This is a genomic window from Actinoplanes oryzae (genome assembly GCF_030757795.1).
Taxonomy (GTDB): Bacteria; Actinomycetota; Actinomycetes; order Mycobacteriales; family Micromonosporaceae; genus Actinoplanes.
This window is the reverse complement of the sequence record NZ_JAUQWH010000223.1, coordinates 1-12,562: the sequence shown is the minus strand read 5'-3', so window position 1 is coordinate 12,562 and position 12,562 is coordinate 1. Positions and strand designations below refer to the sequence as shown.

The following is a 12,562-nucleotide window of genomic DNA, read 5'->3' as shown; positions in this document are numbered from 1 at the left end:
CCGGCGGGTCGCGCGGCGTCCGGGCCGATGCGGACGTCGCCCCGGACGTCGCGGATCTGCACAACGTGCCCGCCGATGTGGGAGCCCTGCACCGACTGGCTGCCACCGGGAACGCCCGGCACCGGCTGGCTGCCACCGGGAGCGCCCGGCACCGGCTGGCTGCCACCGGGAGCGCCCGGCACCGGCTGGCTGCTGCCGGAGGCGGGCTGCCCCGGCTGGCTGTCGCCGGGGGTGGGCTGCGTCGGCGTGCCGGGGCCACGGGCCGAGAAGAGGGCGACCGCCAGGGCTGCCAGGCCGACGACGGCGCCGATCGTGCTGGCGAGCTTGTCGGCGTGGTCGAGGCCGAGCACGGCGAAAACGGTCACCAGGGCGCCCAGCAGAGCGACCGTGGTGGCGATCCAGGTGATCTTCCGACCTCTCACGGTTCCATGGAATCATCGCCCGTCGATGACTGCCAGCGCGGTACGCGAAGTTTGGTTTCTCACAGTGCTTGATTGGTCACGCCCCGCCTCGGGGGTGAGGCCGGGGACGGCAGGACAGCCCGGCGGCGGCGTGCGGGGAGCAACCATGCAGGTGAGTGGCTGCAAACATGGTCAGGTGGCGTTGTGCGTACTTTTCGCTTGATTTTGATCTTGGGAGACGGCGTCGCACCCTGACACGGTCGTCGCCGTCGCGGTATGGCATCGTAAATGTGTGGTGAGCACCGGAGACACAGCGTTGGCGTCGCTCGGAGTCGTGATCGACCCCGGGGTCGACGAGTCGGTCTCCGCGACGCTCGGTGTCGTGGAGGAAGCGCTGCGCAGCAATGTGACCAGCGCGGACCCCCTGGTGGCGGAGGCCGCCCGGCACCTCATGGATGCCGGCGGCAAGCGGTTCCGGCCGCTGATCGTGGCGCTCGGGGCGCAGTTCGGCGACCCGGAGCGCGCCGAGATCGTGCCGGCCGCGCTGGTGGTCGAGCTCACGCACCTCGCGACGCTTTATCACGACGACGTCATGGACGAGGCCGCCGTGCGCCGGGGCGCACCGAGCGCCAACTCGCGCTGGGGCAACTCTGTCGCGATCCTCGTCGGCGACTACCTGTTCGCGCGCGCCGCCGACATCGCCGCGGACCTGGGCACGGAGGCCGTGCGGCTGCAGGCGCGGACGTTCTCGCGGCTCGTGCACGGTCAGATCGCCGAGACGGTGGGGCCGCGCGACAGGGACCCGATCGAGCACTACCTCTACGTGATCGCGGAGAAGACGGCGTCCCTCATGGCGACGTCCGCGCGGTTCGGCGGCATGTTCTCCGGGGCGGCGCCGGACCACGTCGAGGCGCTCGCGCAGTACGGCGAGACGATCGGCATCGCGTTCCAGCTCTCCGACGACCTGCTCGACATCGCCTCCGAGTCGGTGCAGTCGGGCAAGACGCCGGGCACCGACCTGCGCGAGGGCGTGCCGACGCTGCCGGTGCTCTACGCGCTGGCGGGCGACGACACCGACGCCTCGGCTGTGCGGCTGCGCGAGCTGCTCGGCTCGGGCCCGCTGGTCGACGACGACCTGCACGCGGAGGCGCTCGGGCTGCTGCGCGAGTCGGCGGCCATGAAGCGGGCGCGGGAGACGGTCCGCAGCTATGCCGAGGAGGCGCGGGCGAGCCTCATGCGGCTGCCCGACGGGCCGGCGCGGCGGGCCATGGAGGCGCTGTGCGACTTCATCGCGGATCGGACCGGCTGAGCAGCCGGCTGCCCAGCAGCATGAAGACCGCCGCGCCGAGCATCGCCGCCGCGGCGACCATCCACATCGTCTGGTAACTCGTCCGCTCGGCGACGGCGCCGAGGCTCAGCGGGCCCAGGCAGCCGCCCGCGTAGACGCCTGTCTGCGTGATCGACGTCGCTGCGGCGGGTGCCTGGGGGTGCAGCCGGACGACCGCGAAGTTCATCAGGCCCGGCCAGGACCAGCCGAGGCCGAAGCCCAGCACCACGCCGGCCATCAGGGCCACCATGCCGGGGGCGGCCAGGAACGCCAGGCCGCCGGCGCCCGCGGTGAGCAGGCCGGCGATCACGCCGATCTGCCGCGTGGGGAAGAGGTCGGCCTGCCAGCCGCCGCCGATCCGGGCGGCCACGCCCACGGCGCTGCCGATGGTGAGCGCGAGGCCCGCGGGCCCCGGCTCGATGCCGCGCGCGACCGCCGAGTCGACCAGGAACGTGCCCAGGGCGTTCGCCGACCCCGCCGCCAGCGTGGCACCCAGGCCGATGACCACGAGCGCGGTCGTCGCCCGCTCCCCGCGCTCCGCTGTGGATCTGCGCCGCTCGTCCCGCTCCACGGGCACCAGCCCGATCGCCGCGGCCGCCAGGGCGGCGCCCAGCACGAACGCCCAGCGCCAGCCGACCGTCAGCGCGACCACGGGCACGGCCGCGCCCGCCAGGAGCGTGCTCACCGGGATGGCGGCCTGCTTGAGGCCGAAGGACAACCCCTGGCGCCGCGGCGGGACGTGCCGGGACAGGCTGGTGTTGCTCGCCAGCTGGCCCATCGCGTTCGCGGCCGCGCCGAGGACCAGGATCGCGATCAAACTCCACAGTGCACGGGCGCCGGCCGCGATGCCGAGCAGGCACGCGGAGGCCAGGCCGATCGCCGCCCGGGCGACGGCGGTGGAGCCGTAGCGCTCGACGAGCGCGCCGGCCGGCACGGAGGCCAGGGCGCTCGCTCCGAAGTAGGCGGAGACGGCCAGCCCGAGCCCGGCGGGCGAAAATTTCAGCTCGTTCCCGATCTGTACCGCCAGCCCACCGACAAGAAAGACAGGGACCGAACAGGCCGTGGTCGTGGTAAGGGCACTCAGGGCGGCGCGCGCCGGTCGAATGGCGTTTGTGCTGGTGAGCGCGATTTCCGGGGGCGTGGACATCATCCTGAGCCTATTCCGGCGGCTTGCGTTTTCTGGACACTGAGTGGCAACAACCACACGTGCCGTACAGATTGGTCATGGTCGACACGCTCTAGCCATTCCCCCGGGGGAAGATTATTCATATGGTGTAAGTCCCCGGCGTCGGAGGTAGCTGTGCGCGACCCCCTGGCGGAGCCGTCCGACCTCATTCGTAGCGTGTCACGCGCGCTGCGGGTACTCGAATCGGTAGGACGGGCCCCGCGCGGACTGACCGTGAAACAGATCGCACGACGGTGTGAGCTGACCGTTGCGACGACGTATCACCTCGTGCGCACCCTCGCGTACGAGGGTTACGTGATCCGGCGGGAGGACGGCACCTACATCGTGGGCCTCGAGATCGCGGATCGATACAGAGAGCTGGTCTCGGCGTTCCGGGGGCCGCCCGCCGTGGGCGAGGCCCTGCGCCGCGCCGCGACGGAGACGGGCTACAGCCACTTCCTCGGCCGGTTCGTCGGCGGCCGGATCGCGGTCACCGCCTCGGCGGAGGGCGCCCGCTCGCCGTTCCTGGACGACATCGCCCCCGGCTTCGACGAGGGCGGCCACGCCACCGCGCTCGGCAAGGCGCTGCTCGCCACGCTGACCGCGGACCAGCGCGCCCGCTACCTGCGGGACTGGGGCATGCGAGCCTTCACCCCCGCCACGCTGACCACCCCGGAGGCGCTGGAGGCCGACCTGGCCGCCGGCGAGCGCCGCGGGATGCAGCTGGAGATGGGCCAGTTCCGGCAGGGGCTCGCCTGCGCGGCCGTGAACGTCATCACCGACCGGGACATGGAACGCCGGCTGGTGTTGGCCTGCTCACTTCCGGCGGCGGAGATGCTGACCTCCGCGCGGGTGGTTCGTGCCAAGCTGACCTCGGCTGCCCGAAGTGTCGCCGAGGCCCTTTCCGCAGGTGACGCCGCCACCGCCTGATTGTTTGAACCGACCGTCCCCCGCGCCCGTAAGACTGGGTGGAACGCGTGAGGGAGGTCGGCAGGCTTGGAAGATCAGGACGCCGAGCTGCTGCGCGCGCTCCAGGACGAGCACGGGGAAGCACTCTTCGCCCATGCCGTGCGCCTCTCCGGGGGCGACCGGCAGCGCGCCGAGGACCTCGTGCAGGAGACCCTGCTGCGCGCCTGGCGATATCCGGAATCGCTGGACCTCGAGCGGGGCACGGTGCGGTCATGGCTGTTCACCACCGCCCGCAACCTGGCCATCGACGCCTGGCGGCGGCGGTCGGTACGGGTCGGCGAGGTGGTCACGGACATGATTCCCGAACCCCCGCCCAGCGCGGACGAGGCGGACCGGGCCGTGGAGGCCTGGACGGTCGCCGAGGCGCTGGGCCGGCTCTCCGAAAGTCATCGCGAGGTCCTGGTGGAGTGCTTCTACCAGGGTCGCTCGGTCGCCGAGGCGGCTGCCCGGCTGGGGGTCCCGCCCGGCACGGTCAAGTCGCGCACACACTACGCCCTGCGCTCCCTGCGCATGGTGCTGGACGAGATGGGGGTGACGGGATGAGATGCGACCACGAGCACGACGACGGCGCGTACGTCCTCGGCGCCCTCTCTCCGGCCGAGCGCGTCGCCTACGAGCGGCACCTCGCCACCTGCTCGTTCTGCCGGGAGGCCGTGGCGGACATCGCCGTCCTGCCCGGGCTGCTGGGCCGGCTCGACGCGGCCGACTTCGAACGGCTCATGTCCGCGACGCCCCCGCCGCCGGTGCGCCGGGTCAGCACCCCGGAGCTCATGACCGCCGCGCAAACCACCCGGCGCGAGGAACGCAAGCGGGTGCGCTGGCGGGTGCTCGGCACGGCGCTGGCCGCCGCCTGTCTCGCCCTGGTGGCCGGCATCGGCGCGGTCTTCTGGATGGGCCGCTCCGCGCCGCCCGCCGAGTCCGCCCAGGGCCCGACCGTCTTCATGACACCGTCGAACGACCTCGTGCCCGTCGATGCCCAGATCAACATCGCGGGCGCGCCGGGCGGCACCCGGGTCAACCTCGTCTGCGCCTACAACAAGGGCGATGAGGACTCCGAGCCTTACACCATCAGGCTGATGGCGTACGGGCCGGACGACGAGAGCGAGCAGCTGGGCTCGTGGATCGCCTCACCCGGCAAGGAGTTCAGCATGTCGGGCGTCACGCACTTCACCACCGGAATGCTCAACCGGCTGGCGCTGGTCCGCAACGACGGGCGGACGCTGCTGGTCTACGACATTCCCTGATTCGTCCCGGTTCTCCGGGTCGTCTCGTCCCGCTTACGGCTCGCCCGTCAGCGAGGCGGGATGGCGGTGGCCGGCTCTGCGGTGGCGGCCGCGGCGCCGGCCACCGTCCTTCAACGGGCGACGGCCGGCTCCTCGACGGCGTTCACCGCCCGCTGCCTCCGGGCCGCTCGAAGCCCGTCCATCGTGAAGATCACGAGCGCCAGCCACACGAGCCCGAACCCGGCGAGCCGGGCGGGCGGCATCGGCTCGTGGAACAGCAGGACGCCGAAGGCCAGCTGGAGGATCGGCGCCACGTACTGCAGGATGCCGAGCCCGACCAGCGGCACGCGGTTGGCCGCGGAGGCGAAGAGCAGCAGAGGTACGGCCGTCGCGACGCCGGACAGCAGCATGAGCACGGTGTGCCCGGCGGAGACGTGGCCGAACTCCGCGTGCCCGGCGACATTGAGCCAGATCAGGTAGGCGACGCCCGGGACCGCCAGGACGGCCGACTCCACGAAGAGGCCCTCCGCCGGCGGCAGGGCGAGACGCTTTTTGATCAGCCCGTACGTGCCGAAGCTCGCCGCCAGGATCAACGCGATGTAGGGCAGGTGCCCGTAGTCGACGGTCAGCACGCCCACGGCGACCGCCCCGACGGCGATGGCCGCCCACTGCCACGCCCGCAGGCGCTCCCGCTGCACCGTCACGCCCAGCAGGACGATCACCAGCGGAGTGATGAAATAGCCGAGCGCCGTCTCGACGACCCGCGACGAGTTGACCCCGTAGATGTAGGTCGCCCAGTTGACGCCGATCAGCAGCGCCGCGGCGACCACTCCGAGAACGAGCCGGCGGTTGCGGGCCATCCGGGCGAGGAACCGCCAGTTGCGCATGACACTCAGCACGACGGCGATGAAGACGACGGACCAGAGCACCCGGTGCGCGAGAATCTCCAGCGGCGAGGCGGGGCGGAGCAGCTTGAAATAGAGGGGAAAGACGCCCCACAGCGCGTACGCCGCCAGCCCGTACAGATAACCACGACGCTCCTCGCCCATGGTTGTCACCGTAAGGGGCGTATCCCTCGATGGTCCTTGCCTATGTCGAACCTCACCGCTGCCCGGCCCCCGGTTCGCCCGGGCCCGGCTTCAGGCGCTGCAGCTCGCACACCATCCAGTCGCCGGGAGCGACTGCCTCGAACCCGAGTGGCGCGTAGACCCCGTGTGCGGTAGCCGTGGCCAGCAGGAACCGCCGCACCCCTCGCTTCCGAAGCTCGTCCCGCAGCGCGCCGACCATCCACCGTCCCAGGCCGGCGCCCCGGAAGTCCGGGTCGACGTAGACATCACAGAGGTACGCGAAGACGGCCCCGTCGGTCACAACCCGGGCAAAGGCCACCTGTCGCCGGTCGTCCTCCCGATAGATCCCCACACACTCCGACCCGGCAATGGCGGTGTCCATGGTCGCCCTGTCACGTCCCATGGCCCAGTAGCTGTCGGTCGACAGCCAGTGATGCACCAACGCCCGATCGAGCAGCCCACCGTCACCACTGAGCCGAAGCCCCGCCCGCCGCACGTCGATCATGCCGCCCAGTCAACAACCCCGGGCGCCGTTTGTCGCCCGCTTATCCGCCCACCGCACTTCGACCCCGGATGCGGGCTGTCAGTCGTTGTCGCCGCCGTCGGGGACGAGCATGTTGAGCACCCAGCTGACGATGCCGACGATGAGCGCACCGAGCACGGCGCTCACGAAGCCGTCGACCTCGAACGGCAGGTCGAACTGCCCGGCGATCCACCCGGTCAGCAGGAAGAGCAGGCCGTTGATGACGAGCGAGATCAGCCCGAGCGTCAGCACGTACAGCCCGCATCCGATCGTCTTGATGATCGGCCGCAGCACCGCGTTGACGATGCCGAAGATGACCGCGACCGCCAGCAGCGTCCCGATCTTCGCGGGCACCGACTCGGTGTCGAGCCGGATCCCCCCGATCACCAGCGTCGCGATCCACAACGACACGGCAGTGATCACCAGCCGGATGATGATTCCCATGGCTCGCGATGGTGCCACGCCCGGGCCACCAGATCCGGCGACACTCCACGATCAATCCCGGCGGACCCGATTCATGCCGCCGCTCGTCTCACCTCGCCGACCAGCTGAGACTCAATCGCCGTAGGCGTGACCGCCACCCACCGCACCGCCCGCTCATTGATGAGCGCCACCATCCCGGGCCGCATCCGGGCCAGCCATCCGGCAGCCTCCCCGAGCCCGAGCGCCGCCCCTAGGGCGCCCGCCTCCTCCCCGCCCAGCGGCGCGACAATCAACAGGTCGGCAGCCGTCGCGTCACCGTCATCCGCAGCCGCATAGCCTTCCCGGACCATCAGCACAGCCTGCCCTGCCGCCACCGGTTGCTCGGCCACCCCCGCCGGCCCGGCATCGACCACGACCAGCACCAACCGCCCCGCCTCGCGCGCCTCGCTCGTGCCCGCCTCGCTTGTGCCCGCCTCGCTCGTGCCCGCCTCGCTTGTCCCCGCCTCGCGCGCCTCGCTCGTGCCCGCCTCGCGCGCGGCCGCCTTGTCCGCAGAGGCCATGGCCACCTGCTGGTTCGCCGTCTCGCCCACCGCTCCACCGGTGCTGCCGACCGTCGCGGGCACCGTCGGCTCGTCAGCCGGCGCGGCAACCGCAACCGGTCTAACCGCTCGCCCCACCGCAACCAAGCTGATGCCGCCACCCGGCGCTGCCAGGCCTGTTGCGAGTCGATGCACGAACTGCTCCCAGGCCGCGGGCCGGTCGGTCCGCACCACGACCCGCGCGCCCATGCCCAGCGCCCGCATCGTCACCAGCTGGGCCTCGCGCACGCCCCCGATCAGCAGCACCCGAGTCGGACGGCTGCGGAAGAGGCGCGCGACCACCGGCTCGCCGTGCCGGTTACGGCCGACCATCAGACCCGCCGACCCCACGGGCACGGTCATGTCGTTCCACGCGTCGAGCACGGCAGCGGAAGCCGCGGGCGGGCTATGGCGTCCCGTGATGGCGTGACCGGGCGACATGCCGAGCGGCAACGTCGCGATCAGGCCGTCGCCGTGCTCCCCGTCGAGACGACTGAGCGCCACATGAGCACCGGCCGCCTGAGTTTCCGTCGAGTTGTGGGCCGCGACCATCCGGTGCAACGCTTCGACGGCCACCTCGAGCTGCGGCGTGTCGGCGGCGGTGAGGCGGACGTGGAGGTCGACTGCGGTGCCCGTACCCGGGGAAGGTCGTGGCCCCGCACTGAGCGCAACGGCCGTCGCCCGGGCGGGCAGGGCGAGCAGGCGATCGACGAACTCGCCCGGCCCGGCCCAGCCTCCCAGCTGGAAGGTCGCCTGCACCGTGTCCCCGATCCGCAGGTGCGACCAGGTCTCTTCCACCATCAGTGCCGCGCCGGTGGCCTCCAGGAGGGCAGCCCTGGCTTGCGTGGGTGCCGCGCCGGCGGCCTCCACGAGGGCAACCCGGGCTTGCGCGGCGTCGAGCAGGCGCACGGGAGCCGCACCGCGCCGCAGGGCACGGACGATCCGCTCCAGCCCTTGCCGCAGCTCGGCATCGGTCCACCCCTCCGGCCGAGCGACCTGCACGGCAAGCAGCGCACGGCTGTCACCGAGCAGAGCGCCGCCCGTCAGCTGCTCGTAGGAAGCAGCCGCAAGATTGCCGCCGCCAGGAGGCCGCACGCCGGTCAGCAGAACCTGGCATCGGTGCGGCGGCTGGCCGGCGAGCTTCTCCCCGAGCAGGGCCACCGGCGTCGGCACGACGTCCCCGGGTCCGCCGAGCACGCCTGCCGCCTCGCCGAGGTCGAAGAGGACAGCGCATCCTTGGCTGTCCCAGAGCAGGGCGCCCGGCCGACCCGCCAGCTTGGTCGCCTCGATGCGGCGGCCGGCGAACTCGAGCAGCGTGCCGAGGTCGGCCCCGGCGACCCGTCGGCGCACTGAGTGGCGCAGGGCAACACCGACCCACTCGTACGCCCAACGACCGCGCATTCGTCCCCAAGCCGCAGCCAGCAGCACGACCGCGCCGAAGACCGCCGCCCCGAGGGTGAGGCGGCCGCCCAGGGCGCCGAGGGCGAGGAGCACAGCCGTCAGCTCGGTGGTGACCACCTGACCTGCTCGGATCCCGATCGACCGTCTCTCACGAAATCGGCTGGCCGAGGGCCGGTGGGCGGAGTGGTCGATGGTGGGCAGGCGGGCCGGACCGTGATTGCGTGCTGCCTGAGTCGTCACGCTCCGCCACCCTTCAATAGCCGCATGTGTTCGCTCGTGCAGCCATCGTAAGGATTTTGGGCGGCCGGCGGGGAAGGCCTGTGGATAACTCTGGTGATGCATGTCGATATCCACAGGCGGGATTCCGCGGCTTCCGGCCGGGCTGCTCCGGCGGCTACCTTCGGCGGCGTCCCGACCGGACCGGCGTGAACCGGAACGAGGAAATCAGCGTGACGAAGGTAAGAGGTCCGGCACGCCGAAGGGGCGGAGGGCCGGAGCGAGACAGGGGAGCGAGGTGACGTCCGGCATGGCTCAGACGCAGGCGGAAGCCGCGGTGATGGCGCAGACCGCCGGGAAGTTCGACCAGGTCAACCAGTCGCTGACGAGCATGTTGAGCAGGCTCATGGCGGAACTGGCGGTGCTGCAGACGGCCTGGGTCGGTCGCGGCGGCGCGGCGTTCGAGGCAGTGAAGAACCAGTATCAGAGGGATCTGACCGAGCTCAACAAGGCTCTCGCGGAGACGGCCGAGGCGATCAGGGTCTCCGGCGCGGGCTATGCGGCCACCGACGAGTCGGCCGCCCGGGCAATGACCAGTGCCGGCGGGGGCTACCTGCCGCTCGAGAACTGACGAGGGGGATGCGACGATGAACGACGGTCTGCTCCGGGTGAATTTCGGTGCTCTGACCCAGGCGAGCGCCGACATCCAGAAGGCTGTGAACGAGTTGGAGACCCAGCTCGCCGAGCTCGACGCGGCCGCCCGGCCGCTGGTGGCCACGTGGGAGGGCGGTGCGCAGCAGGCTTATGCGTCGCGGCAGCAGAGGTGGACCAGCGCGTCGGGTGATCTCAAGAGCATCCTGCGCGGGATCAAGGGGGCGGTCGACCAGGCTGCTCAGGACTATGCGACGACCGAGGGCAACGCCGAGAAGCGCTTCCTGGCCTGACTCCGTCCGATTCGGGGCATGGGGGCACGGCCGCGAGCGGCGTGCTCTCGTGTCGGTATTGACGTAGGGAAATGGGGTGAGTGGCATTCGGGAGGGATTCGGCCAACTCGCTACTGACGTGCGGGGTCGTCAGCCGGTAATCTTTCGGCGCGCGCGACCGTTGCGCCCCGCGGCGAGCGCGAGGCCGGTACACCCGGGTGAATGATGATCAACTTTTCGGTGGTACCGCCCGGGGTTGTAGCTACTTAAGGTCATCGGGCAGTGTCTCTGTGCGATGTGTATAGCGGTTCGGGTATCGGTTTGCTGTATGCATGCAGCCGCCCATTGTGATCGTGGTCTGACCTTGTAGGTTGTACGCGTTGAGGTGGCCCGTTCGCCGCGAAGGGAGAGGTGGACGTGACCCAGTGGGAGCCGGCTACGGACGCCGAAGTCGCCATGCGCAATGCTCTGCGCACGGACGACCAGGAGTCCTACTTCCGCATCCTGGCCGGCGTCGACCTGCTGCTGCCCGTCTCCGCGGACGCTCTGGCCGGCCGCGAGCCGCTCGGCTGGGGCACGTGGAGCACCGGCGGCCGCACGCACGTGCTCGCCTTCACCTCCCCGGCGGCGCTGCAGGCCTGCCTCGCCGACTACACGGGCTCCGCGCGCCGCGTCGCGTACCAGGAGCTCGCCGAGACGTGGCCCAACCTCGAATGGTGGCTCGCGGTCAACCCGGGTCTGCCCGTCGAGGGCTACCTCCCCGCGTGGTTCGTCGCCCAGCTCAGCCGTGGTGACCTCCGCCTGCCGACGCGCGGCCCCGGTCGCGAGGGCAGCAACGGCCCCAACCGCATCCCGGACATCCACGCCGCCGCGGCGCTCGCCGCCAACGCCGCTGCTCAGACCTACGCCGACCCGGCCTCCGGCGGTCCCGTCCAAGGGGTCCCGGGCGCCAGCGAGTCCCCGGCCGCGCCGGCGATCTCCGCTGCGGAATCCCCCTTCGGTGCTGCTGCGTCCTCCCGGTACGACTCCGGGAACGGCGCGCCCGCCGGCTACCAGTCGGGTGGCGCGGCGCCGGGCTTCGGAGCGCCGGCGAGCAGTGCGCCTTCGGGCTTCGAGGCGTCGCACGCTCCGGCTCCCGGGTTCGGGGCGAGCGGCGGACAAGCCTCCGGGTTCGGAGCGAGCGGCGGAGAGGCCTCTGGCTTCGGGGCGTCTGCTGGCCAGGGAACAGGCAGCGGGGCGTCTCCGGGCTTCGGCGCCGCGGGCGGCAACGGTGGCTTCGGCGCGGCGCCGAGCGGCTCCCGCCCGGCGGGTGGCGCGGGCCAGTCGACCGATTCTGATCAGGGTCGTGGCGGTAACCCGATCGGGCCCGGCGGGCTCCCTCTGCGTACGCCTGGGGCGGTCCTGCCGAGCGGGCTGCCCTCCCGCGTGCCGTCGACGCCTCCCGGCATGGGCGGCGGTGCGGCGAGCGGCTCGTCGTTCAGCGGATTCACCCCGGTGAACTCGGGCCGGAGCGCAGCTGCGGAGGCCCCGAGCCAGCCGCCCGTCGGTGCGACCCCCGAGCCGGCCGCCGTCGCCGGCGGAGTCGCCCCCGCCACGCAGGCGATTCCCACGCTGCCCGGGTTCGGTGGCAGTCAGAACTTCTCCGCCGGAGCAACCGCCGGCCACGGGGCATCTCCGAGCCAGGAAGCGGCCCCGGCGCAGAGTGCCGCGGGCGGACTGGCCGGGGCGGGCGCTGCCCGGCAGACGTCGCCGTCCGGCTTCACGGCGTTCGGGAGCGGCAGTGCTCTGGATGCGCTGGCCAGCCGTACGGGCACGACGGCGCCGGCGAGCGGCCCGAGCGCGCTCGACGCTCTGGGTAGCCGCGGTGGTGCGGCCACCAGGCCCGGCTTCGGCGAGTCCCGCCCCGGCGGCATCACCCCGAGCGGCCCGTCGGCGTTTTCCCCGGGCACGGGCGGCTTCGCGCCGGGCGGATCTGCCCCTGGCGTTGCGCCTACCTCCGGCGCTGCACCTTCCTCGGGCGTGTCACCGTCCCCGGCCTTCGGCGGTGCGGCCAGCCCGACGTCCGGCGCAGCCGCCATGCCGACGTCTGGTGCGGCAACCATGCCGACGTCCGGGGCGGCAACCATGCCGACGTCCGGGGCGGCAGTCATGCCGACGTCCGGAGCAGGGGATCTGCCGGTTCGCCCCGGATTTGCCGGGGAGCGGACCGCCCCGCCCGCGCTTCCGCCGCTGCAGCCGAACGACGGGCCGCTGCCCGTCCGCAAGCCGATGGCCCAGACGCCTCCGCTGCCCAGCCACATCGCTCAGCCCGCGCCCGGAAGCCCCGGCGCCGAAAGCCCCGCCGCG

General features: G+C 72.0%; 13 protein-coding genes. 7 read left to right on the top strand and 6 right to left on the bottom strand.

From position 1 onward, the window contains the following. On the bottom strand, positions 1-422 hold a 422-nt coding region (locus RBH18_RS39995; protein WP_306215730.1), incomplete at its 3' end, for a hypothetical protein. A 295-nt stretch (positions 423-717) separates the two neighbouring features. Between RBH18_RS39995 and RBH18_RS39990 the strand changes: the two genes are divergently transcribed. After that, positions 718-1,710: a polyprenyl synthetase family protein gene (locus RBH18_RS39990; protein ID WP_372339059.1), complete on the top strand. Its 993-nt coding sequence runs from the start codon at positions 718-720 to the stop codon at positions 1,708-1,710. Here the strand turns inward: RBH18_RS39990 and RBH18_RS39985 are convergent. Then, complete coding sequence (locus tag RBH18_RS39985) at positions 1,688-2,875, bottom strand: MFS transporter (protein WP_306215729.1); 1,188 nt, start codon at positions 2,873-2,875, stop codon at positions 1,688-1,690. The two genes, RBH18_RS39990 and RBH18_RS39985, sit on opposite strands and share 23 nt — an antisense overlap. Before the next feature lie 153 nt (positions 2,876-3,028). Between RBH18_RS39985 and RBH18_RS39980 the strand changes: the two genes are divergently transcribed. The 3 genes from RBH18_RS39980 (at position 3,029) to RBH18_RS39970 (ending at position 5,106) form a co-directional block, all read left to right on the top strand. Then, positions 3,029-3,823 (top strand): IclR family transcriptional regulator, encoded by a 795-nt coding sequence (locus RBH18_RS39980; protein ID WP_306215728.1) that lies wholly within the window; start codon positions 3,029-3,031, stop codon positions 3,821-3,823. A gap of 87 nt (positions 3,824-3,910) precedes the next feature. Next, the gene (locus RBH18_RS39975) at positions 3,911-4,405 is read left to right on the top strand and encodes a sigma-70 family RNA polymerase sigma factor (RefSeq protein WP_456237649.1); all 495 of its coding nucleotides are present in this window, start codon (positions 3,911-3,913) and stop codon (positions 4,403-4,405) included. Further along, positions 4,402-5,106 (top strand): anti-sigma factor family protein, encoded by a 705-nt coding sequence (locus tag RBH18_RS39970; RefSeq protein WP_306215727.1) that lies wholly within the window; start codon positions 4,402-4,404, stop codon positions 5,104-5,106. The genes RBH18_RS39975 and RBH18_RS39970 overlap by 4 nt, the downstream gene beginning before the upstream one ends. Positions 5,107-5,216: 110 nt before the next feature. Here RBH18_RS39970 and rarD read toward each other — a convergent pair whose 3' ends face one another. The 4 genes from rarD to RBH18_RS39950 form a co-directional block, all read right to left on the bottom strand. After that, on the bottom strand, positions 5,217-6,134 hold the full coding sequence (gene rarD, locus RBH18_RS39965) for an EamA family transporter RarD (RefSeq protein WP_306215726.1): 918 nt from the start codon (positions 6,132-6,134) through the stop codon (positions 5,217-5,219). A gap of 52 nt (positions 6,135-6,186) precedes the next feature. Continuing rightward, on the bottom strand, positions 6,187-6,657 hold the full coding sequence (locus RBH18_RS39960) for a GNAT family N-acetyltransferase (protein ID WP_306215725.1): 471 nt from the start codon (positions 6,655-6,657) through the stop codon (positions 6,187-6,189). A gap of 78 nt (positions 6,658-6,735) precedes the next feature. Beyond that, positions 6,736-7,119 carry a phage holin family protein gene (locus RBH18_RS39955; protein ID WP_306215724.1) on the bottom strand — a complete coding sequence of 128 codons (384 nt, stop codon included), beginning with the start codon at positions 7,117-7,119 and terminating at the stop codon, positions 6,736-6,738. A 71-nt stretch (positions 7,120-7,190) separates the two neighbouring features. Next, positions 7,191-9,194 carry a type VII secretion protein EccE gene (locus RBH18_RS39950; protein WP_306215723.1) on the bottom strand — a complete coding sequence of 668 codons (2,004 nt, stop codon included), beginning with the start codon at positions 9,192-9,194 and terminating at the stop codon, positions 7,191-7,193. 397 nt (positions 9,195-9,591) lie between these two features. Here RBH18_RS39950 and RBH18_RS39945 point away from each other — a divergent pair, with 397 nt between their 5' ends. The 3 genes from RBH18_RS39945 to RBH18_RS39935 all read left to right on the top strand — a co-directional run. Continuing rightward, positions 9,592-9,924, top strand: coding sequence for a WXG100 family type VII secretion target (locus RBH18_RS39945; protein ID WP_372339058.1), 333 nt, complete (start codon positions 9,592-9,594; stop codon positions 9,922-9,924). A gap of 16 nt (positions 9,925-9,940) precedes the next feature. Continuing rightward, positions 9,941-10,237, top strand: a complete 297-nt coding sequence (locus RBH18_RS39940; RefSeq protein WP_306215722.1) for a WXG100 family type VII secretion target — start codon at positions 9,941-9,943, stop codon at positions 10,235-10,237. Between the two features lie 396 nt (positions 10,238-10,633). Next, a partial coding sequence (locus RBH18_RS39935; RefSeq protein ID WP_306215721.1) for an SseB family protein occupies positions 10,634-12,562 on the top strand: 1,929 nt, incomplete at its 3' end.